The 23,910-nt window shown below is 55.7% G+C and carries 22 protein-coding genes, 1 tRNA gene and 2 pseudogenes; 4 read left to right on the top strand and 21 right to left on the bottom strand.

Going from position 1 to position 23,910, the window contains the following annotated elements:
- From ACTJK9_RS22630 to ACTJK9_RS22540, 19 genes are all read right to left on the bottom strand, one after another.
- A complete protein-coding gene (locus ACTJK9_RS22630; protein WP_440816382.1) occupies positions 1 to 2,559 on the bottom strand; it encodes a phage tail tape measure protein in 2,559 nt (852 codons plus the stop codon).
- Complete coding sequence (locus ACTJK9_RS22625; protein WP_440816379.1) at positions 2,549 to 2,668, bottom strand: GpE family phage tail protein; 120 nt, start codon at positions 2,666 to 2,668, stop codon at positions 2,549 to 2,551. Before ACTJK9_RS22625 ends, ACTJK9_RS22630 begins: the two co-directional genes overlap by 11 nt.
- 8 nt (positions 2,669 to 2,676) lie before the next feature.
- Complete coding sequence (locus ACTJK9_RS22620; RefSeq protein ID WP_440816376.1) at positions 2,677 to 3,003, bottom strand: phage tail assembly protein; 327 nt, start codon at positions 3,001 to 3,003, stop codon at positions 2,677 to 2,679.
- A 27-nt stretch (positions 3,004 to 3,030) separates the two neighbouring features.
- A complete protein-coding gene (locus ACTJK9_RS22615; protein WP_440816374.1) occupies positions 3,031 to 3,546 on the bottom strand; it encodes a phage major tail tube protein in 516 nt (171 codons plus the stop codon).
- Between the two features lie 15 nt (positions 3,547 to 3,561).
- The gene (locus tag ACTJK9_RS22610) at positions 3,562 to 4,731 is read right to left on the bottom strand and encodes a phage tail sheath protein (RefSeq protein ID WP_440816371.1); all 1,170 of its coding nucleotides are present in this window, start codon (positions 4,729 to 4,731) and stop codon (positions 3,562 to 3,564) included.
- A gap of 105 nt (positions 4,732 to 4,836) precedes the next feature.
- Positions 4,837 to 5,382, bottom strand: a complete 546-nt coding sequence (locus tag ACTJK9_RS22605) for a tail fiber assembly protein (RefSeq protein ID WP_440816368.1) — start codon at positions 5,380 to 5,382, stop codon at positions 4,837 to 4,839.
- A 19-nt stretch (positions 5,383 to 5,401) separates the two neighbouring features.
- The gene (locus ACTJK9_RS22600) at positions 5,402 to 6,910 is read right to left on the bottom strand and encodes a phage tail protein (protein WP_440816365.1); all 1,509 of its coding nucleotides are present in this window, start codon (positions 6,908 to 6,910) and stop codon (positions 5,402 to 5,404) included.
- On the bottom strand, positions 6,903 to 7,526 hold the full coding sequence (locus ACTJK9_RS22595) for a phage tail protein I (RefSeq protein WP_440816362.1): 624 nt from the start codon (positions 7,524 to 7,526) through the stop codon (positions 6,903 to 6,905). Before ACTJK9_RS22595 ends, ACTJK9_RS22600 begins: the two co-directional genes overlap by 8 nt.
- Positions 7,526 to 8,437 carry a baseplate J/gp47 family protein gene (locus ACTJK9_RS22590; protein ID WP_440816359.1) on the bottom strand — a complete coding sequence of 304 codons (912 nt, stop codon included), beginning with the start codon at positions 8,435 to 8,437 and terminating at the stop codon, positions 7,526 to 7,528. Before ACTJK9_RS22590 ends, ACTJK9_RS22595 begins: the two co-directional genes overlap by 1 nt.
- Positions 8,434 to 8,778, bottom strand: a complete 345-nt coding sequence (locus ACTJK9_RS22585) for a GPW/gp25 family protein (RefSeq protein WP_440816356.1) — start codon at positions 8,776 to 8,778, stop codon at positions 8,434 to 8,436. Before ACTJK9_RS22585 ends, ACTJK9_RS22590 begins: the two co-directional genes overlap by 4 nt.
- On the bottom strand, positions 8,775 to 9,347 hold the full coding sequence (locus ACTJK9_RS22580; protein ID WP_440816353.1) for a phage baseplate assembly protein V: 573 nt from the start codon (positions 9,345 to 9,347) through the stop codon (positions 8,775 to 8,777). Before ACTJK9_RS22580 ends, ACTJK9_RS22585 begins: the two co-directional genes overlap by 4 nt.
- 73 nt (positions 9,348 to 9,420) lie before the next feature.
- The gene (locus ACTJK9_RS22575) at positions 9,421 to 10,335 is read right to left on the bottom strand and encodes a hypothetical protein (RefSeq protein WP_440816350.1); all 915 of its coding nucleotides are present in this window, start codon (positions 10,333 to 10,335) and stop codon (positions 9,421 to 9,423) included.
- A gap of 65 nt (positions 10,336 to 10,400) precedes the next feature.
- Positions 10,401 to 10,865, bottom strand: a complete 465-nt coding sequence (locus ACTJK9_RS22570; RefSeq protein ID WP_440816475.1) for a phage virion morphogenesis protein — start codon at positions 10,863 to 10,865, stop codon at positions 10,401 to 10,403.
- Positions 10,862 to 11,338 (bottom strand): phage tail protein, encoded by a 477-nt coding sequence (locus ACTJK9_RS22565; protein WP_440816347.1) that lies wholly within the window; start codon positions 11,336 to 11,338, stop codon positions 10,862 to 10,864. The genes ACTJK9_RS22570 and ACTJK9_RS22565 overlap by 4 nt, the downstream gene beginning before the upstream one ends.
- 9 nt (positions 11,339 to 11,347) lie before the next feature.
- On the bottom strand, positions 11,348 to 11,560 hold the full coding sequence (locus ACTJK9_RS22560) for a tail protein X (RefSeq protein WP_440816344.1): 213 nt from the start codon (positions 11,558 to 11,560) through the stop codon (positions 11,348 to 11,350).
- Entirely contained in the window at positions 11,560 to 12,030 is a 471-nt protein-coding gene (locus tag ACTJK9_RS22555; RefSeq protein ID WP_440816341.1) for a head completion/stabilization protein, read from the bottom strand. The genes ACTJK9_RS22560 and ACTJK9_RS22555 overlap by 1 nt, the downstream gene beginning before the upstream one ends.
- Before the next feature lie 118 nt (positions 12,031 to 12,148).
- Positions 12,149 to 12,847, bottom strand: a complete 699-nt coding sequence (locus tag ACTJK9_RS22550; RefSeq protein WP_440816338.1) for a terminase endonuclease subunit — start codon at positions 12,845 to 12,847, stop codon at positions 12,149 to 12,151.
- A gap of 10 nt (positions 12,848 to 12,857) precedes the next feature.
- The gene (locus ACTJK9_RS22545; protein WP_440816335.1) at positions 12,858 to 13,865 is read right to left on the bottom strand and encodes a phage major capsid protein, P2 family; all 1,008 of its coding nucleotides are present in this window, start codon (positions 13,863 to 13,865) and stop codon (positions 12,858 to 12,860) included.
- Between the two features lie 42 nt (positions 13,866 to 13,907).
- Positions 13,908 to 14,738: a GPO family capsid scaffolding protein gene (locus tag ACTJK9_RS22540; protein ID WP_440816332.1), complete on the bottom strand. Its 831-nt coding sequence runs from the start codon at positions 14,736 to 14,738 to the stop codon at positions 13,908 to 13,910.
- A 169-nt stretch (positions 14,739 to 14,907) separates the two neighbouring features.
- Between ACTJK9_RS22540 and ACTJK9_RS22535 the strand changes: the two are divergent.
- Both ACTJK9_RS22535 and ACTJK9_RS22530 read left to right on the top strand, forming a co-directional pair.
- Positions 14,908 to 16,664, top strand: a pseudogene (locus ACTJK9_RS22535) (terminase ATPase subunit family protein).
- A complete protein-coding gene (locus ACTJK9_RS22530; RefSeq protein ID WP_440816329.1) occupies positions 16,664 to 17,686 on the top strand; it encodes a phage portal protein in 1,023 nt (340 codons plus the stop codon). The pseudogene ACTJK9_RS22535 and the gene ACTJK9_RS22530 overlap by 1 nt, the downstream one beginning before the upstream one ends.
- 91 nt (positions 17,687 to 17,777) lie before the next feature.
- Here the strand turns inward: ACTJK9_RS22530 and ACTJK9_RS22525 are convergent, their stop codons facing one another.
- The gene (locus ACTJK9_RS22525; RefSeq protein ID WP_440816326.1) at positions 17,778 to 20,750 is read right to left on the bottom strand and encodes a TrlF family AAA-like ATPase; all 2,973 of its coding nucleotides are present in this window, start codon (positions 20,748 to 20,750) and stop codon (positions 17,778 to 17,780) included.
- A gap of 1,028 nt (positions 20,751 to 21,778) precedes the next feature.
- Here ACTJK9_RS22525 and ACTJK9_RS22520 point away from each other — a divergent pair.
- Both ACTJK9_RS22520 and ACTJK9_RS22515 read left to right on the top strand, forming a co-directional pair.
- The gene (locus tag ACTJK9_RS22520) at positions 21,779 to 22,801 is read left to right on the top strand and encodes a DUF4238 domain-containing protein (protein WP_440816323.1); all 1,023 of its coding nucleotides are present in this window, start codon (positions 21,779 to 21,781) and stop codon (positions 22,799 to 22,801) included.
- A 413-nt stretch (positions 22,802 to 23,214) separates the two neighbouring features.
- Positions 23,215 to 23,301 (top strand) — tRNA-Leu (locus ACTJK9_RS22515).
- Positions 23,302 to 23,386: 85 nt separating this feature from the next.
- On the opposite strand, the pseudogene ACTJK9_RS22510 reads toward ACTJK9_RS22515, so the two are convergent.
- Positions 23,387 to 23,479 (bottom strand): annotated as a pseudogene (locus ACTJK9_RS22510) (tyrosine-type recombinase/integrase); the annotation flags it as partial.
- Between the last annotated feature and the right edge of the window lie 431 nt (positions 23,480 to 23,910).

Here is a 23,910-nt window from a genome sequence, read left to right as displayed (position 1 = left end):
CTACTCCAGATCAGCCAAGCGGCTGCGTTGACGGGCTTCTTTTTCATGCTGGATGCGGGTCATCTCGACCCGCACAGCGCGGCCAATAGCCAACGCATCCATGCCCGGAACGGGGTGGATATTGATCTCGTAGGTGTCGTGACTGTCTTGAATCGACGGTGTCGCAGATTTGATGGGCGCGCGGTCATCGACCGTCAGCGAATGGGTGAACTGGCCAGGTTCAAAGCTGATTGCCGCGGTCGTAGCACTGAGCTGCTGAGACAATCCGCTCAGCACACGAGTCGGATGATTTTGGTTCCGATCCAATCCTTGCGCGAACCCTGCCATAGTGAAATCGCCCAACTCGGCGAAGACTCGGGAAGGGCTATTGATCCCGAGTTTTTCCTTGAACCAGCCGATGGTTGAATCACCAATTTCGCCCATCACATTCTTAAGCTGGCCGAATCCGGCTTTCAGTCCTTTTACCAGTCCATCGATGATCATTCCGCCGAACTCGGTGAAGCGTCCGGGCAGCTCGATGCCCAGGTATTTCATGACGCCAGCGAAGGCCTTGTAGAGCATTCCGACAGGGCTGAAGTTGATTAAGGTTTTGAGTATGTCGGCGGTGCCGCCGTTGAAGCCGGCCTTGATCTCTTTCCAAGTCTCGGAAAAGTACAGCTTCACAGCGTCCCAATTTTCGTAGAGCAAATAGGCCGCGCCGGCAATGGCAGTGATCGCCAAGCCGATCGGATTCAGCATCAGCGCTCGCCCAAGGATGAGCAGGGCGCGGCCCACAAATGGCAGTACCTTTCGGCCGAGTTTCCAGAGCAAACTGATCAGGCTGGGCAGGCGAATACCCAAACTCAAAAACATCAGACGCAATGCCACGAACGGCAACATCACGCTGGCAACTGTCACCATCAGACCGCCGAGCACTACCGCTAGCGTCGCAATGATTCCGACAGTTTTCACGATCCCGGCCGCGAGCTTCGGGTTTTCGGCGGCCCACGTTTTTACGCCTCGTACGACCTCTGTTACCGACTGGACCAATGAGCGCAAAGATCCGTCCTGTTGGTCCTGTAATTCGATCCCCAGGTCCTGCCAGGCACTGCCGAGCGTTGTCAGATCGCCTTTGAGGTTGTCCGCCATCACCCGCGCTGTGCGGGTGGCTTCGCCTTGACTGGTGCGCAAACTGGCGATCAGCTTTTGCAGCTCACCGGTGCCAGCTTGTTCAACCAACTGGGCCATGCCTTTGACAGCTTCCTCACCGGCGATGGCCTTCAGCAATCCACCTTTTTCGGCGGTGCCCAGGCCTTTGGTCTTGTCGTGGATCTCCTTGAGGATGTCCGGCATTTTCCGCAGATTGCCGTGAGCATCGGCGGTGTGGATTTTCAGTTGGGCCAGCGCTTTCTCAGCGGCTTTCGGCGGCGCTGCCAGCCGGTTCATGATCGAACTCAATGCGGTGCCGCCCATACTACCTTGCAGACCCGCATCGCCCAATTTGCCCGCCATCGCGGCCGCCGTTTCCAGTTCAACGCCGTAGGTTTTCGCCATCGGCGCGGCGTATTTCATCGTCTCGCCGAGCATCTGCAAATTGGTGTTAGAGCGGGTGAACGTACCCACCAGCACATCGCCCAGTTTGCTCATGTGCGCAGCCTCCATTCCGAGCCCGGAGAGAATGTTCGACGCGATATCGGCGGTCTGAGCGAGATCCGTGCCACCGGCTGATGCGAGGTCGAGCATGCCGGGCATGGCCCCTCTGATCGCTTTCGGTTCGAAGCCGGCCATGCCCAGAAAACCCTGGGCATCAGCGGCTTGACCGGCCGTGAACTGCGTTGAACCGCCCAGGCTCCGAGCTTGCTTGCGCAACGCCGTCAGCTCGGCGGAAGAGTGATCGAGCCGAGTGATGGCTTGCACCTTGCTCATGCTGGCGTCGAAGTCGATTCCCGGCATGATCGTCTTCGCGCCGGCGTACAGAACTGCGCCACCACTGGCAGTGGCGACGGCGCCTTTTTCAGCGATGGAGCGGGTGACGTTCCGTTGGTTTTCCAATGCGACGCGTTCGGCTGCCAGCCTTCGCTGTTGAGCACCCAACGCCGACAATCGCCGCGTCTGTTCAGCAATGCTTTGGTTGGCGACGTCGGTTTGTTCACGCAAGCGGCGTTCATGATGGCTCAGGTCTTTGGTATGAATACCGGCGTCGTGCAGCCGAGTGCGCAAGCGTTGCAGGTGTTCGCTTTGTTGCTGATGCTGTTGCTTGAGCCGTTGTGCTTCGTGCACGGCATTGCGGAAGTCCTGCGTCATGGCCTTGGTGGGAACGCCGGTTGAAGCGAACTGCTGGCTAAGGATTTTGACTTTATCGCGAGCGGTGCTGAGTGCCTGAGCGGTCGCATTTGCGGCCGCCCGCTGCGAACGCCATGCGCTGACATCTTTCTGCTGGGCATTGAGTGCCTTCAGGCGCTCACGAGCCTCCTTCAAGGCACGGGCCGCACCGATGCTGCCGTTATTGATGGCCTTAAGTGGCCGTGTGGATTGATCGATCGCGCTCAGCAACACCCTCAGTTTCAGATCATTCGCCATCGGCGACACTCCGCAACCTGGCGCGTTCGCGCCATTCCATCAGCTCCTGCAGGCCCAGCGATTCCATGTCCGCTGGAGCCCAGTGAAAGACCACGGCCAGATCAGCCATGGCGTCCTCTACGCAACGAGGCAGACATTCGTCTTCACCGACTTCTGCAACAAAAAACCGGAGATCTTGCTGCCGCACGCCAGCAGGTCCGCCGGATCCATTCCCGCCGCCTCGGGTGCGGTGATACTGGGCGACGTGATGCGCGGTAGCAGTTTGATCAGGGTTCCGACATCCATGTTCAGCAGCTCGACCAACTGAAGGCCGCGCAGCTCGCCGGACTGCGGCTTACGCAACGTGAGCGAGTCGATTGTGGTTTTACCGCGAATAATCGGGTTGTCGAGGGTGACGGTGTTGTCGTCCGGCAATGTGGTTTCGACTGATTCAATGTTCTGCATGGGAAGTGTCCACAGGGTTAGGGAGGGTCAGAGACCGAGGGCGGCGCGTTGCTTTTCGAGCATGTCCACGCCGTTCACTTTCTCGATGAAATTCAGCAGGTCGATCTCGATGATGTCCTCGTTATCGACGACGAGCTTGTAGTAGGAACAGGTGGTGGTGATGCTGTGTTCGGTGTCTTCGCCGGGCTGGGCCTCGCCCATTTCGATGGTTTCGTGACGGCCGCGCATGACCACTTCCACGGCACTGACGTCGCCAGTGTCGTCGCGCTGAAACGCGCCGGAGAAACGCAGCGCAACACCTGACGCATTCACGGCACCGAACTGACGTAGAGAAATCAGATCCAGTCCGCCGGTCTTCCATTCGAATTGGATACCGTCATCGGAGAAACCCAGGTCAGCCTTGACCGGGCCGTTCATGCCGCCGCCGCGATAGCTTTCCATCTTGCGACCGAGCGGGGGCAGGGTGACGGTCTTGACCACGCCCACGTAACTGTTGGCATCGTTGAACAGGTTGAGGTTTTTCAGTTTGCGCGGCAGGGCCATGGCGCCGTTCTCCGGTTAGCGGTTGATCTGGCTGGCGAAGGTGATGAGGTAGCGGTCTGTGATGCGCTGGCGCAGGGTCAGGTCTTCCAGCGGGGGGATCGGTGTGTAGTCGTAATCGAGCCAGAGTTTGCCGGCCTTGAGCGTGTCTTTGGTGTTGATGTCTTCGGGATACCAGCAGCCTCCGCCGACCAGATAGCCGCCAGCGACTTTGGTACGAAACTCGGCGTTTACTGACTCGATCATGTCCCGCACCAACGATGCGTGAAGTGGCTTGTCCATCGCCCACATCTGCGCGCCCGCCATGGTGTCAGCCAGGACTTGCGCGGTGCGGGTGTAACTCTCGAAAGCGAACAACGGGTCGTCGCTGCAGGTGCGACTACCCCAGAAGCGAAAGCCGCCTTCGTTGATCAGAGTGGTGACGTCGTGGCTGTTGAGGTAGTTGGCGTCGGTGGCCGGGTTTTGCAGGTCCCAGAACACGTCGGCGTTGATGCCGGTGACCCCGTTGACGGTCACGTTGGACAGGGTTTTGTGCCAGCCAACTTGCTGATCGATCTTGGCGCGCAAACCGAGTGCGTTGGCCACGGCGCTGGCAGTGGCGGTCTTGTTGGTGGCGGTACTCCAACTCTGAAAGTCAGGCCAGATAACCATCACTTCCCGTGCGCCGAAATGGCGGCGGTAGGCCACGGCTTCTTCTTTGGTCTGACAGCCCCAGGCGCTGACGTAGGCGAAGGCCCGTAACTGTTGGGCGATGGATGCGAGGGCGGTGGCGACAGGCAATGAATCGAGGCCCGGCACGCCCAAAATACGAGGCACCAAGCCCAGCCGTGACTTGGCGGCGAGCAGGGCTTTCATGCCGGTGTATTTACCGGTTTCCGTGGTCGTGCCGATCAAGGCGCTCGCGGTTGCCGATTCGTCTTCACCTTCTTTCACGCGCACGACGATGACGTACGGTTTGGTCTGGTCGGAGATGGCTTGCAGGCTGGTGGCGAGGGTGCCTTTCAAACCGGCCTTACCGATGGCTGACTGAATGCTGCTGACGAGTACAGGCGTATCCAGCGGGAAGGTCCCCGCATCGGCATCATCGGCGGTGCAGACCATGCCGATGACAGCCGTCGGGATGGTGCGAATCGGGCGAGAGCCATCGTTGAGTTCGATGACTCGTACGCCGTGCAGAAAATCAGACATTGGAGCGGCCTGTGCAGTGAGCATGAGTTGCTGCACAGGTTGCCGCTGGAAGCTTGCTCCGTCGCGCGTTGGCCGTTGTAGGGCGCAGGGTTACAGATAGGCGTGTTACTGACGTTGGGGAGCTATTGGCCAATCGACGGTGGTGGGGAAATGTTCCTGTTGTTCGATGCGGTTGAGCTCGATGCTGTAACGCATCCACGAAACCAGCGATGCACTTTCAGACTCAGTGGCGATCCCCAGTTTTTCTGCGTACTGGAGCGGTGCGATGCGTAGCTGTGCGTCGCGTAGCAAGGTGTCGCGATGCGCCAAGGCTTGAGCACTTTGTGCAGCCAGTTGTGCGGTTTCGTCGAGTGTCCATTGCTCGTTGATCCACTTGAAGTGTTCGCCAGGGCGCGCTCGGGTGGTGAGTTCTTTCGGTAATTCCCCCAGCTTTCTCCATACCTGCTGGAGACCATCGCAGGTGCGAAAAACAGTACCGCGCATGTCGCGTTTCTGTTGGACGTTTCCGTCGAGCAGTGCCCAGGCATGACCGGGTTCTGGTTTGGTCAGGACAGCTGGAACCTGCACAGCATTGCCCGGTAGTTGTGGGCCGAAACCGGGAATGTCCGCAAAGGTGACCGGGCCAGTGAGCGCGCCAGCGTCATCGATCAAATACGTAATCATCAAGACCTCAAATCATTTTTATACGGACGGGGTAAGCGATGTTGCGGGGACGAGTTTCTTCCTGACCTTCCTCACTCAGGAAGGTCCGGTATTCGTCTCTGGTTTCGACATAGTCCAGGGCCGCGCTGCCGCTGGAGGAGGGTGGAGGAGCCGGAAGCAGTGGTATGCGGCGACCGGTGCCAGAACCGAAGGAGACCGAGTGCGTGTGACGTTGAAAATTGTCGGGAGTCCATGAACCTGGTATTCGTCCAACAACCTGCCATTGGCCGGTGCCATCGGTCTGCGACACGTTGGAGGCAGCAAGCTCCGAATCACTGACGGAGATAACGGTTGTTCCTTGCGGAAAATCACCGCCCTCCAGTGTCATGCCCACGCTTACAAGCATGGATCCGCTGAGTTCTGTGATAACAGCGCTTCCGGCCTTGGTACGCCCCGTCAATGTCGATTTATCGACAAGCCGGTTTTCGTCCAGTGCCCTGAAGAATTCACCACGTGCCTCTGGTATGCGGAATGTCGTTTTGTAATCCCCGAATGTCCATGTGCCCTGAAGGTAATTTGCATGATCCGGGCGTAGCATTCCCGATTGCTGGGCGTGATCCCACAACCATGGCCATTCATCCCTCTTGAGCAATTGCCCGCTCATGGCGCCGTATCCGCCGGGGCTGAATGCGGTGGTGGTCGCAAAGACCGGGCGGCCAAGCGTTGTGTTGTCGAAACGGCCAACTGGCCACCAGCTCCCCTTGCCATCGCTGCGCAAGTGCCACCAGTCTCCCGCGCCCATCAGCACCAGGAAGGGGTAGCCTGCCGGGTTCAAGTGCGTGTGGAACTTCAGTTTGTCTTTGCCCTTGGCGCTGACGACCAAACGATTGATGCTGTTGTCTTTGCGGTGAACAACAACATCGCGTTTACCCAACATGGCGTCAGCGGCTGGTAGTTGGATGTTCAATGCGCCAGCACTGGCATCGATCAGGATGAAGCCCATCTCTTTGGGTTTTAACGTTCTGGATGACGATATCGCAGTGAAGGCTGCGCCAGCGTTGATGGATTGATCTACGTAATCACGAGTTGCCAGCACTACGGCCGGATCGATTTTCAGCTGAATGTTGGCGGTGCCATTGGTGATGATGTGCATCCGCACCACTTGGTTGCGTCCCGAACCTTGGGCCAGCAGCGGCTTGTAACTGGGTGCAAGATTCGCGACCGCAGAAAACACGCCATCCTTGTCTTCAAGTGCCAGCTCTCTCATCCACCACCCGCCCACTTCCGGGGAAAGCACCACCTCGGCGATGAGAATGTTGGGATCGATAGGGGAAACACGCAATTGATTGAGCGGTGCGCGGTGCACCTGATTGATGAGTTGGGTCTGTGCAGGATCAGGCACAGGATCTGCACCATTGGCATCGCCGATCAACATATGGCTCGGCTCCCAAGGAATGCCGAGGGCGTCGCAGTTAGTTTTCTTGGCGGCTCCGAGGGTGGTGAGCATGCCGCCGAACAGGGTGTTCTTATCAACCATGAAGGTACACGTCCATTTCATCGAGGGTGTAAATGCTTGCGCCGCCGTAGCTCTGAATGAACACGTCGATGTCCTGGTTTATCCACGGGTAAACATCGATTTCGTCGCCGTCATCGGTAGCAATCGCCGCATAGGACTCGACGCGTGTTTCCAGAATGATGTCGAGGCCCGTCAGGTGGCGGGTGAGAGGCTTGGCGTCATCGATGAGCCAGGTCAGTTCCTGGTACATGTGTTCGGTGATGCCGGTTTCGGACACGCTGATGTTCAGGGCAAACGTCGCACGCGGACCGAGCGGAATGGTCTGCCACCATTCCACGATTTCAATCGCAAAACCCAGCGGCTCGACGACGCGTCGCAGTGAGCCGAGGGTGCCTTTGCGGGAGTGGATGTAATAGGCGGAGCGGATGGCTGATCGCTTGGCGGTTTCGGGCCATTGCGAGTCCCAGCGATCGACCGAGAACGACCAGGCCAGATACGGCAGCAAGGGCAGAGGGCATTTGTCCGGGTTATACAGCGTGCGCAGGGGAATGGGGACGCGTTGAATCTGTGCTAGGGCTTCCGCGGCCTGTAATTCCAGCGGCGTCGAATTGCTTGGCAGCAACGTCTGATAGGTCATCATTCGATCCCCAACGCCAATTCGATTTTCGTGCAGTACGGCGCTTGGTACTTGGTGGCGACGATGTCTTCCCAATCTTCCAGCACGACCTTGCGCACGCCCTCGACGTGTAGCGCGGCGTGAACGATGGATTCGGACACTTCCAATGCCAGGCGCCGCCGTTGGTGCACGAACTTGAGCAATTGGGCTTCGGCAGCAGCAAGGACGAGTTCGGTTTCCGGGCCGTTGCTGAGCGGGTAGATTTTCGCCTTGATCTGGTAGTTGATGATCTCCGCACTTTGCACGGTCAGACGATCCCCGACCGGCCGGCGGTCGTCGTCGCTGAGGTAGGCTTTGACCTTGTTAAGCAGGATTTGCGAGGCGTTGCCATCGCCCAGGACTGATTGAACCGTGACCACCGCTTCGGCCGGCGCCGGACTTTCGGCGGTGGCGTCCGCGACCTGACCGTCAGCGGAACGGGCGTGGAAAATGTAGGCGTTGCGCGGGCCGGCGGTGCTGAGGCCTTCCCATGCCATCTGGGCGCGCTCGCGCAGGCTGTCGTCGCTCTCCATGAGTCTGGGAAGCGGCGGCACTGCTGTTGGGTTCGCGGCCTGAATGAGTAGTCGCTTGACGTTGAAGTTGGCGGTGAGCTGTTCGAGGTCGGCGCCTTTGGCCAAGGCCAGCATGTTGGCAACGGAGGCTTCGTTGACCCGCTGCCGCCAGATGGTTTCGCGGTAGGCGTTTTCCTCGAGCAGTTTGGTCAGAGGCTCCGACTCCATGTTGAGATGGGCGGCAATTTGGGCCTGTTCTTCGACTGGCCAAAGGCTGATGGCGTGGGCCTTGCGTTCGGCGAGGATCTGCTCGTAGTCGATTTGCTCGACGATTTGTGGTGCGGGCAGTTGGCTGAGGTCGATGGCGACGAAACTATTCATACGCTGCCCCCCAGTTGCAGAGGCACGCTCAGACTCAACGGCTGATTGTTATCGACAATGGTGCCTTCGAACTCCAGCGACGCCTGGCCCCGAAGGTTCGCGCCGATGAACTGGATACGACTGAGGCTGATGCGGGTTTCCCATCGCATCAGTGCCATGACCGTGGCGGCGTAGACCTGCAAACGGGTGAAGTCGTTGAACGGCTGATCGACCAGCTCAGGTAGCAGGCTGCCGTATTCACGGCGCATGACGCGGGTGCCGATGCGGGTGGTCAAGATGTCGTTGATGGACTGGGCGATGTGTTCGACCAGGCCTAGGGCTGCGCCGGTTTCTCGGTTCATTCCGGCTTTCCCGTTTTCGCACCGCCGGACATGACACCACCGTGCGGATGGTTGACCAGGCTGATGTTGGCCGCGACCACGTCCACGGACACGGTGATCTTACCGGTGACATTTTGGTTGCCGGTCTGGGTGTAGTCGCCGTCGTGGGTGATCGGGCCAACGATGTGGATGCCGCCGGTGCTTGTCAGGTTGGTAGTACCGCCTTCGGCCAGCGCGACATTGAGGTGATGTGCGACGCTGTCGTACTCGATGACGGTACCGTCGCGGTAAGTGCAGCGGTGCAGGCCTTCGCGGTCGCCGTTGGCCGGCATGTTGTCACTGAACAGGCCGGTCAGGACGATACCGTTGCCGAGCTGGCCGGAGGGGCTGAACAGGATGACCTGCTCGTTGACGGTGGGCGGGTTCCACTCGCGGTCGGCACCGGCGCGGGCGGCGATCCATGGGAGCCAGCCGGTGGTGAGTGATCCGGTTTTGACCTGTACGCGTGGGGGCTTCATCTGGACGGCAGCGATGGTGCCGAGGCGGATGAGATTTTCGATCAGGCGGGCGAGGGTGGCTAATTCGTTCATGGCGCCGATGGTGGCGCCACGTGTGTTTTGATGCAGCTATGCCATATTGTTAACTGGCGATATACAAGCTCGCCTACTGTATAGCTGTCGTCTGAGGCGCATAAATAGACTCAAGTGGCCGTCCAATAAACTCGCCCGAGCTCCGCCAAGCACTTTTCTTTTCGTTCGTGTCAGGGTCTATATACCAAGCCTCGTTCCAGACGTTCTTCGTATCCCATTCGGCCGCCAACAACTGACCCTTCTGATAGTTTGTTTGCATTGTTGGAAAGATAATTAGTGACTTTTCGAACCCTCCAGGGCTGACGTTTTCTAGTATTAGCCCAGCCCCTCTATGCTTTTCCTCACATTTGGAATCCGCAAAAATAGCGACGTTGTGGTGCAATACTATAAGCTTTCGATTGGGCAAGGCTTTCAAAATGCGCAAAATAGTGATTCCTGAATCGATTGCGCTTATAACATCTTCTTCTGTTGCTTCTCTGGAATGGACAATCCGGTTCCGGACGTCCATGAATAGTTTCATTGAGTTTACGACATCTCCCGGCAGGCCTCCGTGACGGTCGCTTAGTTTGCTGACAGCTTCCGTTGCAGAGATTCGACTTAGAGGTTGCAAAATTCCAGTGCTTGCGAGTGCTTGTTTGGCTGCGCGCTCAATCAGTGCTCCCAAAGTTATTAGTGCGACTCTGGGTGATCTGGATGCCTCATCTAGAACGATCTTTATTTCGTCCGGTTCAGAATTAGTGACTTCCTTTTCAGATTCAATGGCATCGGGTGGGGGTAATATGATCGTCGCGTCTTTTACAGTTTCAGCAGAAATTCGAAGGTTTTCTAGGGAGTCGGTTAATTCTATTTCTTGACCCAGCATTTTCCCTTTTTTTATTCTTCGCAGGATTTCAGAAATCTCTTTTTTGAATATTAATAGAGTGGCAAATCCTAATAGTGGCCATAGGATTTGCGCCAAGGCTGAAATAAGTTTAGTAGCTGACTCCATATACAACTCCATTTGGTCTGATGCTCAGGGTTATTGATTGTACGGACGAGAGAGTGGTTCGGCCACTACTTCTGCTTGGTTAAGTGTTTAAGCAAACGGTCTCTTAAAAAATCAACATCTGCGTCAGTAAAGGCTAGCAGCTCACGTCGATCGTATTTCGTCGCTCGTGCGCCAGGCTCTGCGCTATCTCTCAAGCCGTATTGATGTACCCTGGCAATTCGTGCAACTCGTCCGGCGAAGCCGACGCTAATCGCGCTCGTGTCACACTTTATTTTTAGAAATCTGGACGTGCGTAATTTCTGAAACATTTTCACTTTTCGTTTCACTCGGCTCTGCTTACTGCGCAGGTTACGTTTCCTGCGTGGCGCATACCGGGTTCTGTCTGAGTTCTGCTGGTTGATGATTCGCTGTTGCTGACTGCGTCGTAATTCTTGGCCGATGCTTCGTGCCAGCTTGTTGCGCGATACTGGCTCAAGCTGTCCAAGCATTCCCGCCACCCAATCCTCCAACGCCTCTAGGCGGTTGGTCATTTCGGCAGTACCCATTCACTACCGGTGCTCTGTGCGCCGGGAATCCAGTTCGGATCGAGAAAGTCGGCAGCCCGTTGTGGCTCTCCGGGATGGCAGACGGTGATGTTGCCCTGGTCGTCTGTGCCCACTATCACACGCTCATTCAGGGGTAGCGTCAGGTTCATATCGACCTTGCTGTTGTCGAGGATGTCGGCCTCGAACTGGATGCCGCCTGAGGCCTTGCTCAGGTTCTCTAGCAGTTCGGATTGGTGGACGCTGAGCCATCCAAGCAGCGGCAGCATGACGCTGTCGGGGTGGCCGGTGAAGTCGGTGAGGATGACCTGTAGGTCAAAGCTGTACTCGAAAGAGAGGGTGTGAGCTGCGGTGCAGCGGATCTTGCCATTGTCGATGAAGATCAACAGCCGGTCAGGGTTGTGCTTCAGCTCTCTGACAGTGGTGAGTAAATGAGCACGGAGGTTTTCAGGTTTGTTCATTGCTGGTTCTCAGTCCCATAGGTTCACTATATGTCTTTGCGGGGCAGCGGCCTGGGCTTCGGGCATCTGCACCAAAAGACCTTGCGGCAAGGTTGGGCCGTGGTCGGCCAGCCTGGGGTTGGCTTCAAGTACCGCTTCGGTCACGCCGGCGGTGCGGCCGTAATGACGCCAGCAAAGGACGTCGACGGTGTCGTTCTGTTGGGTGCGGATGCTGACGGTCATCAGATCAACTCCACGGTGGTTCGGCCGAGGCCGAGGAAGTCACGCACGGCCCAGCGTTGATCGCGACGCAATTCGTCGATGCTGGGAGTTAGTTCGTCGGCGTTCTGGTTGCCGCTGTTGGTACTATCGTAAGAGCGGTAGCGCTCGCAAATCTCAGCGCCGGTCGCGGCGTAGATCGCCCGCTGGTAAAGGTGAACAAGTTCAGATTTGTCCTCGATTTGCTCGGCCGGTACGTCCGTAAGTGTGGCGTAGCCTTCTGCCTGTTTGGCGCGGCGCCATTTTGCGAACTCACGGGTCACGCTGATGGCGGCGGCAATGGTTGCGGTTTCCAGACGGATCGGGGTGACGCTGGCGTCGATGCGCAAAGTGCCGCGCAAGTCGTCCAGATCGATCGACGGCCAGAAGGAGTCGGTGTTGATGTGGCCGGCTGGGGAGGTGGTGCCGGTACCGCCCGCTATGAATCCGCTCATGAATCTGCGCTCTGTTGTAGGTCGCCGGTGGTCGGGGCTTCACGTTCAGGAGGAGCGGCCTGGCCGATCCGCCCCGAGCCGGCGGGGTGCGTGGGGACGCTCGGGTTGCAGCCCTGATTCAGTGACCAGAGCCAGCAAGTTTGTTGAGCAGGCGTTCGGCCCGTTCCAGATCTTTCTTGCCACCGCAGGCGTCGTGCAGGTCGATGGCTTTTTTCAACAATTCGATGCCTGCTTGCACCTGTCCGGGCTGGCCGGGTTTGTCGTCGGTGATGCCCTCCAGCGTCGCGCGGCCCATGGCGAGGAACAACTTGGCGCGGGCCTGGTCCGGCATGTCTTCGGCGTCGGTCAGTTCGGCGGTGCGGTGCAGGATGGCTAGGTCGAACGGTTCGCTGACCTTCAGAGCCTTGAGAGCAACGGTGGCGATTTCCTCCGCCACCAGGCATCCGGTGGTGCGCTCGAACCGGTCAGGCATAACCAGTTTGTGTTTGAGGACGTAGTCGGCAATGTCCAGAGCGCCGCTATAGTCCTCAGCGTCGATACGCCAGACCATGATGGTCGTCATCACATCGTCCTGCGCACCTTGGCCACGTTCCAGTACGCCTTGCACGTAGGGGATGTATTCGGGCAGTAGCAGCCGTTTGAGTTCCGCCTTGCCCTGGTTCGATTGCACCTGTTTCAGGCGCAGACGGTCTTGCAGCAGTTGGTTGAGCTGATGTTCGTAAGCCGTGGCGCCGGCCATGGTTTGAGTGGGATTGGCCGCTGCCGCTTCGATGGCCGCACTGACACGCACAAAATGGCGCCGGCAAGGATTAGTCATGGTGTCGGCCTCAACTCAGGGTGATGTTTTCGGCCATGGCAGCGCAGCCCAGGTCTTCAATCACGTAGCTTTCGTTGACCGACTCATAGTTCTCGACGCGGTCGCGTTTCGCGTTGTCGACGACAGTCCGGCGGCGAGTGCCTTCTTGCCAGTAGATCGACAGGTTATCGAGGCGAGTCACTAGCAGGCCGTTCGGAGGGAAGTGCGGCACACGCACCGCTGGCAGGTTGCCTAGGCGTTTCTGGCTGGTGACGATGTCGGCCGCCAGCATTTCAGTAGGCGCCTGAGTTTTGTTGATGATCGGGAAGTATTTGTCAGCCAAAAGCTGACGCCCGCAGATAACCACCAGATCGGTGTCCTCCTGATACCACGGGTCGATGAATTCGTTGACCATGCTGATGACTAGCGCGTCGATGTTTTCGAAGTCTTTGCCGGCGCCGATTTCGATCTTGCCGCTTCCGGCCGCGACCTCGGCCATGACGCGCGCTTCGTTCTCTACGCGCATCTTTTGCAGCCAACCGACGTTCACGTCCTGCAACAGCGGGTTGGTTGTAGGGTTCGAGGTGGCGGCGCGACTGGTGCCGTTCCAGCCGATCATGATCCGGTTGAGTGCCTGAGCCTTGATGATTGCGTCGCGGATGCGTGCCTGGAAGTCTTTAAATTTTGCCCACTGGTCCAGCTTCTGGTAACGAAGGCCGGTGTCAAAGTTCGTCTGGGTGCAGGTGTACCCACGGTTGTCCAGGCTGCTCGGGTCACGCGGTTCGCGATCCTTCACGGTGGTGTCGGTGGTGCTGGCAATGGTGCCGTCGATACCGATGCCGATCTTTTCGCCGGACTGCTCAGACACGCCGTAAATGTTGATCGAGCTGAGGAACGAGCTGGATTCCTGAATTCTGGTTTCCAGCGTCTGAGCAACGCTCGGTGCTGCGGTGAATTTAGTGGTGACATCGCTTACGCCGTGCAGTTGAGCAAGCTGGTGCAGGTAAGCGTTGAACAGCACTCGGGTATCGTTACGCATAGTGGTCGTCCTTGGATATTCGGGGCGGCAGTGGGGGGACTGTTAACAGTCGGTCACGACCGAGTGATCGCCGCCGGTTATCGGTGGACGCGTCTTTTGGTTGTGGTCTTGGGTGTTGGCGAGTTTGGTTTTCAGCTCGGTGAAGTCCTTGCTCAGTTGATCGAGCTGGCTTTTCAAGCCGGCAGAGAATTTCTTCTCGGCGGCGAGTTGGTCGGGCAGGTCTTTGACGTGATCGGCCACGGCTTCGACTGCATCACTGATCTGCGAAAACTCGCTGTCGTCCTTGGCTTGCTTGCCCTTGAGCAGCTTTTGCACCTTGCTGAACAGCTGGGCGCCAATGCTTGGCTTCTCCTCGATCTCTTCGAACGTGAGTTCAGTTTCGAGCGCCTCGGTGAACATCGAGGTCGCGGAGTAGTGGCGATCCTTGAACGGACTGACGTCAGGTTTCTGGGCTGAGAACGCCAGGACATCGGTGCCCAGGCTAGCCGGGGAGTCGGTGACGGCCAGACCGACGATGTAGGCCTCGCCGGTGTCGGCGAAGCTGTCGTCGATTTCGATGGACGTGTAGATCTTCTGTTTCGCCTTGTTCATGGCGATCAGGTCGGCAGTCGGCTCGACCTGGGCGAACAGCGCCAGTTTCTTCTGGCCGTTCACGTCCACCTCTTCGGTCTTCACGGCCAGCACATCGCCGTAGGCTCTGAATGGGCCGTCGGGCAGCAGGCTACGGAAATGCTCCAGCCAGATGCGGGCGCCATAGGTGGACGGGTTGAAGTTCTTCGCAGCCTGTTCCAGCCAGCTGCGTTTGATGGTCCGCTTGTCTGAGGTAGCGCCCTCGACGGCGACGCGGAACCAGTTGCTGCGGAATTTCTTCATGCCGGGAATCCTCATTGCGAAGGGCGCCTGCTTTTGGGTGAGCAGTGCGTTGCGATGAGGGGCATGGTCGTGACGCGCGCGAGTTGCGGCAACGAGGCGGGACTGTAGGGAAGGGGGCTACAAGGGGCGGCGCTATTGAGTCGCGGGCGTGGGCGGCAGCATCGCGGCCATGACTACGACCGCTCTGTTGCCCATCGATCCCCGCCGCCAATCCAAGTTCCTGTACTGGATGGGTTGGCGCATCTGCGAGATTGCCGAGGCTACGGGCGAAAAGGAAAAAACGCTACACAGCTGGAAGGCCCGCGACGAGTGGGACCGGGCCGACAACGTCGAGCGCATCGGCGGGGCGCTGGAAGCGCGGTTGGTGCAACTGATCCTGAAGGATGGGAAAAGCGGCGGCGATTTCAAGGAGATTGATCTGCTGCACCGGCAGCTGGAGCGGCAGGCGCGGATCCAGCGTTTTCAGGGTGGCGGTACCGAAACCGACCTCAACCCGAACCTGGCCAAACGCAACGCCGAGCCGAAGAAAAAGGCCGTCAAAAACGAAATTGACGAAGACCAGATCGAGCTGCTGCGCGAGGCGTTCATCGATGGCTGTTTTGACTATCAGAAGGATTGGTATCGGGCTGGCAACCAGCGCACCCGCGTCATCCTCAAAAGTCGGCAGATCGGCGCCACTTACTACTTCGCCCGCGAGGCGTTTATCGATGCTTGGACACCGGGCGCAACCAGATTTTCCTGTCGGCCTCAAAGAATCAGGCCTACCTGTTTCGGGGCTACATCCAAGCTTTCTGTCGCGAGGTTATCGGCGTCGAGCTGACGGGCGATCCCATCGTTTTACCCAATGGCGCCGAGCTGTTTTTCCTCGGCACCAATGCCCGCACAGCCCAGGGCTACCACGGCAATTTCTACTTCGACGAATTTTTCTGGACGTTCAAGTTCGAGGAACTGAACAAGGTCGCCTCGGGCATGGCGATGCACAAGAAGTGGCGAAAGACCTACTTCTCGACGCCGTCGAGCATGGCCCACGAGGCGTACACCTTCTGGACGGGCGAGCGCTTCAACAAGGGCAAGCCCGCTGCGCAGCATACGAAAGTGGACGTCTCTCATGGGGCGCTTCAGCAGGGGCGGTTCTGTGAGGACCGGTTGTGGCGGCAGATCGTCACGATTCTGGACGCGGAGCGGGGCGGTTGCGACCTGTTCGACATCGAGGAACTGCGCCGCGAATACAGCCCCGAGGCGTTCGCCAACCTGCTGATGTGCGAGTTCGTCGATGACGGCGCGAGCATCTTCCCGCTGACCCTGTTGCAGTCGTGCATGGTGGACAGCTGGGTCGAATGGGCCGAGGACTACAAGCCCTTCGCCATGCGCCCGTTCGGCGACCGTCAGGTGTGGATTGGCTACGACCCGGCCGAGACGGGCGACTGTTCGGGCTTGGTGGTAGTCGCGCCGCCGCTGGTGCTCGGTGGCAAGTTCCGCATCCTTGAGCGTCACCAGTTCCGGGGAATGGACTTCGCCGCGCAGGCCGCGTTCATCAAAAGCGTCTGCGACCGCTACTGGGTGACCTACATCGGGATCGACGTGACCGGCCTGGGCAGCGGCGTGGCCCAGCTGGTGCGCCAGTTCTTCCCGGCGGTGACCACCTTCAGCTATTCACCCGAAGTCAAAACCCGCCTGGTGCTCAAGGCCTACGACGTGATCCACAAGGGCCGGCTCGAATTCGACGCCGGCTGGACCGACATGGCTCAGTCGCTGATGGCGATCCGCAAGACCGTCACTGCCGGCGGACGCCAATACACCTACACCGCCGGCCGCAACGACAACACCGGCCACGCCGACCTGGCCTGGGCGCTCTTTCACGCATTGCACCACGAACCGCTTGAGGGGCAGACCACTGCCAACACTGGGCGTATGGAGATTTACTGATGACCGAACAATTGGCCAACCAGACATTGCCCGCGACTACTCCCGCCGCCGGCGCCGGAACGCAGGTGTTTTCCTTCGGCGAGCCGACGCCGGTGCTGGGTGGTCGGGAGGTGTTCGATTACCTGGAGTGCTGGTTCAACGGGCGGTGGTATGAGCCGCCGTTGTCGCTGGACGGTCTCGCTCGGTCTGTAGGGGCGAGCGTGCATCTGCATTCTGGGTTGATGTTCAAACGCAATCTGTTGAGCAAGACGTTTATTCCGCATCCGCTGTTGTCCCGGGCCTCGTTTGAGCAGTTCGCGCTGGACTTCTTGTGCCTGGGCAATGGGTACCTTGAGGGACGGCGTTCGCGGTTGGGCGGAGTACGCAAATTGGAAACGTCGTTGGCGAAGTACATGCGTGCGGGCCCGGATGGGCAGTTTTATCAGGTGCAGGGGCGGAAGGATGAACATGCGTTTGATCCGGACAGTATTTTTCATCTACGTGAGGCGAATCTGCATCAGGAGATTTATGGTCTGCCGGAGTGGATCAGCACGTTGCAGTCAGCACTGTTGAACGAGTCCGCGACCCTGTTCCGGCGTAAGTATTACGAGAACGGCAGTCATGCGGGGTTCATCTTGTACATGACTGATGCGGCGCAGACTGAAGCGGACATTGATGCGTTGCGCAAAGCACTTAAGGAATCGAAGGGGCCAGGCAATTTTCGGAATTTGTTCGTTTACTCGCCGACCGGTAAGAAGGACGGAATTCAATTGATCCCGGTCAGCGAGGTGACGGCGAAGGATGAATTCAACTCGATCAAGAATCAGACGCGGGATGACGTGTTGGCCAGTCTGCGCATTCCTCCGCAATTGATGGGCATCGTTCCGCAGAACGCGGGTGGATTTGGATCAATTAGGGAGGCCGCGCAGATCTACGTAGCCAACGAATTGGAGCCAATTCAGACTAGGATGGTGAAACTGAATGAGTGGGTTGGTGAAGAAGTCATGCAGTTTAAAATATACGAAATCAGAGGAGGAGCATGAAAAAATTAAAGGAATGGACGAGCTGAGACCTCAATCTCAGCTCGTCACGTTTCCGTTCTCAATTGAGGGAATCTGCTATGGTCAGCTTGTTTCAACGTGACAAACGAACTCGCAGTCTACGCGCTCTCTCCTTAAAAGCGATTTCTCCACCCTCAAGAATCTCGCACACAAGTCCTCGTATACTTTTATCTTCGAGTCCACCAGATACGTAGGTAATTGGAGGGAGTCCATCCGATATGTGAGTGCCAGAACTTGCAATTATAATCTGGTCAGCGTCCGTGTTTATTACAAGGTTGGCGTTATGGGTAACAATAATTACTTGGCGTGTGGTTTTTGCCCCCAAAAATAACGGAACCAAGTCATCGTTGATTGATTTGGGATCTAAGTTTTCTTCTGGTTGATCAATGATCAAAGGGGTGGTGTCGCCATCGTCAAGGGATAAGTATAATAGCAGTAAAACTATGCCCCTAGTCCCAGGTGAAAGTTTTTTGATGTCAATATTGTCATAATTGACTGCGTATTGGATGTTGATATGATCAGTTCCATACAGCCATTGAGCGAGCTTTTTTGCCCAGCGTCTGTATTCTGCAGGATCAGTAGAAACCACGGGGGAGTGTGCTAACAAATCCTTTTGATAAGCGTCCTTGAAGGCTCGCATAGCCTCCATGACTTCGCCTTGAGTACCCTCTAACCACGGTTCTCGTAAGAATGCTCCGGCTATTTCTTTGAGCGCTCCTTTACCTCGAAAGGGACCTTTTTTTGTTAGGTTTAGAAGTGCTTCCCCTTCGACAGCCCAAGCATCAATATCCACCGTGCGTGTTATAGAAAATGATAATTTTTTTAACGTGCCCGATGCAGCTTCTAGTTTTGACCGAATGGGGGCATACAGTTCAGCTAGAACCTGCTGCTCTGAAAGGATTGATGCGAAAACTCGTTCGTATGCCGCATCTCTATCTTTTAGCAATCCTTCCAACCGTGACGCTGCACCTTCATAATCCTCTAGTTTTTCCTTGGTTGCTCGGAGAAGCTCAGTTTCAGCAGTTATTTTTTTTGAGGCTTCGGTGAAACGCGACGATGTTTCTTTGTCAATGCTGACTTTTTGTCCGATCCTTTCAATTTCTGCGCGCAGGACTGCAAGTGGAAGTTTTTTTAAATCCGCATCGTTAGCAATGAACTCCAATTCCGGATCGTCGTTTGGAGGGGGGGTGGTGCCTGTCCACAAATTCTTGTTTCTTTGTGCACTTTCAAGCATTTTTTGTAGTACTTCGTCGACATCACCTTTGAAGTCTCTGAAAAAGGTCTCCCACTCGGCCTCTCCTATTTTACTTGCCGCGTGCCGTTCTTTGATCTCTCGTAAGTCTTCAGGTGCGATAACAGTTCGAACGTTTGCTACTTCGTCTTGCATCAATAGTAATTGGTTTTCTTGATTGATGTAGTATCGAATGTAACTGTTAACTGTCTCGGCTGCTTTTGTTAGTTCTTCTAGTCGCGCCACTCGGGACTCTGAACCTTTGGCAACTAGTTTTGAACGGTCTTCGTTTAGTCGATTTATTAATTGTTCTTTTTCTTGCGCTTGAGCTTTATATGATGCTACCAATGTACGTTTTTCAAGTTCGACGTTGATTCGCTCGGAAAGGGTTGAAAGCGATTCCTCTGCATGCTTTCTTGCTTGTCTATGTCGGGCAGATCGTATCTCACGTAGGTCTGAAAAATTCACCGCTCCTTCCCGTGCAGTAACAGTATGGGCGTCGAAGATTACCCTTTCCACCTCAGACAGCAGCCCGTCTGTCATGCCGTCTGCTGAGCAGAGCTTCTCTACGAATTGCTGAGATAAATATCGTGCTCTCTGATAGGGCGCGTAATCAAATTGTGCAGCCCCAGATAAATCACGGTTTTCTATATCCCCGTTTTGCCATGTAACGGTTGCAGATGCGCCTTCAAGATGCTCTTGTGCTCTTAATAAAAATGACTGGTTGGTGACATGGCCAGCATGTGCGTCGCAGGCGGCAGCTATCATGTCAGCTAATGCAGTTTTTCCTGAACCTCTAGCACCGATTATTGCAACCAATCCTGGATTTAGTTCGATGTTTGGAGTTTTTAGCCAGGGAGCACCGTTGATTGAAATTCGTGAGAGGGTCTCAGATGTCATTGCTGAGGGCGGAGGTGCTTCGCCTACGAATGCGCGTCCTTCTGGATCGATGCACGCTTGACGTAATGTATCAAAGGTTGCGGCTCCCTTTATCCAACTAAAGCGGTCGTCATCTGGTCGCGCAGTTTTAGGAACACTATGCGCATCACATCCATGCAAACAAGGCTTCAAACCTTTGTATCTTTTTTTGATTTCTTCGGGCGAGTGGTTCTTCCGGCCAAGCCAGTATTCTCTTTGATTCGGGTTGGAGGCGAAAATTATGTGTGCAAACCCTTCTAATTCCATCCTTAGAACTTCATCAGCCCCTTCTCGAAGCGCCGATGTACCGTCGTTTTGCTTGGCTGCCACCGCGATTAGGATGTTGTTTTGTGCCCATTCATTCACCTCATATTTCATTCTTAGTTGTTTGAAAGAAACTTTAAATCGCTCTGCTCCATGCTTTAGAGCTGCGTGATCATTTTCAATGGATTCGTCGGCCTTACGTCCTAGTCGAATAAGGTCTGAGGGCGTGCACCTAAATTCGTCTTCAAAAGCTCCAAAGGTCAGTCCAGAAAGGAACCTTTCTATTTCTTCAATGTGGTTTGGCTGCTCCGGGCTAATTAGAAGGTGGGCATTTACCCACGACTTCGCTGTGCCGATATCCAGCCTTAGTTCCACATTTGGGAAGATAAGATCGCAAGCTGGTAACCTACCATCTGATTTGTATTTGCACACCGCGCGGTAAGTGTCGAGCAAGTAATAATCGGTTACGGCAATCGCATTTATTGTTGGGGACGCTGATTCAAGCGCAGATAAGTAATCCTCCCAATTCCCCCTGAACTGATCACTGAATAGTGTCCCTGGTGCATGGACATGCGGCTCCCATCGAAGCCAGCGGGATCCCGAATTCAGCGGCGGCAGTGGCTCATCTGTCATTTTGACATCCCTGTAGCAAAAGAATTTACGTATCTGATCTGAGACTGATGTATGCATAGACCAATACAGGGTTTATTGCCATGTATCTGAGAAATACCTCGCTGCCCGAGAAGGGCTACTTGGCGCGCGCCGTCGTCCCCCCACCGCGCCTCCGGGCTAAATGGGTCTTTTTTTCCGCAGCCCTGCATGGTGCTGAACGCGGCTATGGCTGGGAGTTGCCCCGGTAATTATCTTGAGTAAAAAACCTGCAAATCCCTGCGGGGGGGGGGGATCACTTGATGTGCCGCAGCAGTCGGTCGCCAGGTGTGGGTCAGCGCTTCGGGGTGATTTTCAGGAACGCATTCGGAAAAAAGTAATGTGGTAATCCGGGCGTGAGTAGGTCGTTGAAAGCCCCGCATTCATTGGCTTTGCTGGATTACATCAGAAGGTAACTTGAAGTAATAAAAGGGGTAATGTTGTCGTAAGTGATTGATTTATATGATGTGCAGAAAAAAGAAAATTACTTCCTTGAAAGGTAATTATCTTACCTATTCATTACTTGAAAATTACCTTGTGCCAATCCTTTGCAGACCAGTGAAATCAAGGCTTTCAGCCGGGTCAAACGTTCGCCTTACCAAAATTACCTTTTTCCGATGTCTTTCCCGAAAATCCGACATCGCCTGTGCGGCGGTGCAGCGCTTCGTCTTGCTCGTACACATGCAGATGACGCAGACACACTCTCGCCCAGGTGCTTCGTGCTCGTGAAGGAATGCTTGTAGGAGTGCTGGGGATTGGAGCGACAGGCACGCGCGCCAACGAGGAATTTCGGCGTGCCGCGTGGTGAGACAGTAGAAGGGTTTTACGAAAGTAGTACGAAGATTTTTCGGTGGCGCTGAAGGCCTTGTGATTCAAGGTCTACAGAATCAGCTGATCCAATCCATCATCGGGAGAAACCAGGAGTGAACTGGGTTTGTATCGCCTAGCCTACGATAAATATTTTGTGCTAAGAGGTCTGCTAATGACTTGGGGAATCTGTAAGGGACTAAACGATGCATCAGATCCATAAGGACAATCACTATGTACCTAAGCTTTACCTGAAGCAGTGGGCCAAAAACGGAGTAATTTCTACGTATCGCCTACTGGTTCCCAATGAGAAGATTCCGCTTTGGAAGACCCACTCCCTGAAGGGGATAGCCTATCAGGAGCACCTTTATAACTACGTTATAGCCGGTGAGCAGACGGATGAGTTTGAACGATGGCTTGACAGAGAGTTTGAGGCACCCGCTGAAGAAGTGATTAGTCGTGTGATTTCTGAGCAAAGGCTTCTACCAGACCATTGGCGGACACTTATCCGTTTTGCAATGGCTCAGGATGTGAGGACACCTGCACGATACAGAGAGTTTGTTGCACGGCAGTCTGAATCGCTGGAATCGCTTTTGAACGATACGTTAGAGCGATCAGTTGCTGATTTAGAGCTCGCAGTTTCAGAGGGCCGTTCTCTCGGGCCTGCGGATAATACGGCAGCAGAGAATTTCCCGTTCAATCTAGCTATCGACCGTCAGCCCGATGGAAGTGGGTTGTTGCAGGCCCATACAATCGTTGGACGGCGATTGTGGGTCTGGAACGCTCGGCGCTTGCTCACTGACACTATCAAAAAAATACCGATGAAAGATTGGACAATTCTAAAGGCACCTCCTGGCTTGAGCTGGCCGACTAGTGACAATCCACTTGTTAGGCTCAATTATCATGGGCACGAGCAGTACGATTTCAAGGGCGGTTGGAAGGTTCAAAATGGAGATATCCTTCTCCCGTTGAGTCCCAAACATCTCCTTTACACGTGCGTTGGTAATCGTCCGATGATTCGTGGCACCACATTGGATCATGACACCGCTCAGTTCATGCGACGGATAATTATTGAGCATGCCGACCGATATGTATTTTCTACAGAACCAAGTGACGTGCACTTGATTCGTCCTAGGAAAGCATGTGCCAAGCAGTTCATGGCGGAGCGGAGCGCCTGGGGTGATTGGAACCGTGAGCAGTCGGAAGCCGAAGCGAAGCTTGTGAGGTAAATCTCCATCTTGCCGCATCGACCGATTGCATCCTGAGGTGGGATCGAGCTAAAAAACGTTCCGCAACCCCAGTACATACCCTTTACAGCTGGAGTGTGTAGGGCATTGAAAATCAGTAGCTTGCGGAACGCTTTTCGTGCTAACCTGTTGATCTACTTAGCTTTATAGCGTGGATTGCAAATCCGCCTACGCCGGTTCGATTCCGACCTCGGCCTCCACTATAAACAAGCTCCGTAGATCCATGATTTACGGAGCTTTTTTATTTGCATTGCACGGAAAGATTTAGTCTTTGAAACGGCAACTGCAAACTTGCTTCACCGGGAAGTGATGTATATATTTCCCCCTCTGCCGGCGACGTGCAGTTCCTGTCAGGACTGTGAATCGTCATCAGAGTAAAGCTACACCGCGCTGCCGCCCGAATGGCGAAACTGGTAGACGCATGGGACTTAAAATCCCCCGCTCGTAAGGGCGTGCCGGTTCGATTCCGGCTTCGGGCACCATCTAAAATCAAGGGTTTGCGAGCGAAAGCTGATGCAAACCCTTGTTTGTTTCCGGTCCGCAATTTTGACAGTGGTCCGCAATTAACTTCGTGGGCATGACCCTTTTGCCCTTGCGATTCCGAATGTACTGCTCGCTCATCACGACAGTAGTATGCCCAAGTTGGTCGCGGCGATTCATCGGCGCATTCCGGTCTGGTAAAAACGGCGGCGTTTGGGCTTCGCCATGGGCAGCGACGGAATTCTCAACTACCGAGACAACCTGATCGCAGCACCATACCGGGTTCTTTCAAACGGAACGGCTACTACCCCGACCACTATCGTCACTTCGGCAATCGTGCCGATCAACGTGACGGAAACCGTTCGCTTGAACATGAACAACAACGGCACCCCTGTGGCAAGCCTCGCCCCCCGGCAATTTCAACGTAACCACGATCGGGTCAGAACCAGGCGGGAAAATGTCCTGTGGCACGACGTTGGATGACTCCGGGAACCTCTGGTACTTCAATTCGGGTTCAGGTGGTTCGCTTTCAATCGATATTTCTGGCTATGGGGTGGACCGATGATGCCATATGCAATCACGAGCTACGGCTGGCGGGCTGTAGGCGACGA

Source organism: Pseudomonas sp. 22082 (assembly GCF_052046055.1).
In the GTDB taxonomy this organism is placed as follows: domain Bacteria; phylum Pseudomonadota; class Gammaproteobacteria; order Pseudomonadales; family Pseudomonadaceae; genus Aquipseudomonas; species Aquipseudomonas pharyngis.
This window is presented reverse-complemented; position numbering and strand designations above follow the sequence as displayed.

Bases quoted from the DNA above. Each gene is read 5' to 3' on its own strand.
- ACTJK9_RS22630 (WP_440816382.1), bottom strand. From the start codon at position 2,559: ATGGCGAATGATCTGAAACTGAGGGTGTTGCTGAGCGCGATCGATCAA.
- ACTJK9_RS22625 (WP_440816379.1), bottom strand. From the start codon at position 2,668: ATGGCTGATCTGGCCGTGGTCTTTCACTGGGCTCCAGCGGACATGGAA.
- ACTJK9_RS22620 (WP_440816376.1), bottom strand. From the start codon at position 3,003: ATGCAGAACATTGAATCAGTCGAAACCACATTGCCGGACGACAACACC.
- ACTJK9_RS22615 (WP_440816374.1), bottom strand. From the start codon at position 3,546: ATGGCCCTGCCGCGCAAACTGAAAAACCTCAACCTGTTCAACGATGCC.
- ACTJK9_RS22610 (WP_440816371.1), bottom strand. From the start codon at position 4,731: ATGTCTGATTTTCTGCACGGCGTACGAGTCATCGAACTCAACGATGGC.
- ACTJK9_RS22600 (WP_440816365.1), bottom strand. From the start codon at position 6,910: ATGGTTGATAAGAACACCCTGTTCGGCGGCATGCTCACCACCCTCGGA.
- ACTJK9_RS22595 (WP_440816362.1), bottom strand. From the start codon at position 7,526: ATGACCTATCAGACGTTGCTGCCAAGCAATTCGACGCCGCTGGAATTA.
- ACTJK9_RS22590 (WP_440816359.1), bottom strand. From the start codon at position 8,437: ATGAATAGTTTCGTCGCCATCGACCTCAGCCAACTGCCCGCACCACAA.
- ACTJK9_RS22585 (WP_440816356.1), bottom strand. From the start codon at position 8,778: ATGAACCGAGAAACCGGCGCAGCCCTAGGCCTGGTCGAACACATCGCC.
- ACTJK9_RS22580 (WP_440816353.1), bottom strand. From the start codon at position 9,347: ATGAACGAATTAGCCACCCTCGCCCGCCTGATCGAAAATCTCATCCGC.
- ACTJK9_RS22575 (WP_440816350.1), bottom strand. From the start codon at position 10,335: ATGGAGTCAGCTACTAAACTTATTTCAGCCTTGGCGCAAATCCTATGG.
- ACTJK9_RS22570 (WP_440816475.1), bottom strand. From the start codon at position 10,865: ATGACCAACCGCCTAGAGGCGTTGGAGGATTGGGTGGCGGGAATGCTT.
- ACTJK9_RS22565 (WP_440816347.1), bottom strand. From the start codon at position 11,338: ATGAACAAACCTGAAAACCTCCGTGCTCATTTACTCACCACTGTCAGA.
- ACTJK9_RS22560 (WP_440816344.1), bottom strand. From the start codon at position 11,560: ATGACCGTCAGCATCCGCACCCAACAGAACGACACCGTCGACGTCCTT.
- ACTJK9_RS22555 (WP_440816341.1), bottom strand. From the start codon at position 12,030: ATGAGCGGATTCATAGCGGGCGGTACCGGCACCACCTCCCCAGCCGGC.
- ACTJK9_RS22550 (WP_440816338.1), bottom strand. From the start codon at position 12,847: ATGACTAATCCTTGCCGGCGCCATTTTGTGCGTGTCAGTGCGGCCATC.
- ACTJK9_RS22545 (WP_440816335.1), bottom strand. From the start codon at position 13,865: ATGCGTAACGATACCCGAGTGCTGTTCAACGCTTACCTGCACCAGCTT.
- ACTJK9_RS22540 (WP_440816332.1), bottom strand. From the start codon at position 14,738: ATGAAGAAATTCCGCAGCAACTGGTTCCGCGTCGCCGTCGAGGGCGCT.
- ACTJK9_RS22530 (WP_440816329.1), top strand. From the start codon at position 16,664: ATGACCGAACAATTGGCCAACCAGACATTGCCCGCGACTACTCCCGCC.
- ACTJK9_RS22525 (WP_440816326.1), bottom strand. From the start codon at position 20,750: ATGACAGATGAGCCACTGCCGCCGCTGAATTCGGGATCCCGCTGGCTT.
- ACTJK9_RS22520 (WP_440816323.1), top strand. From the start codon at position 21,779: ATGCATCAGATCCATAAGGACAATCACTATGTACCTAAGCTTTACCTG.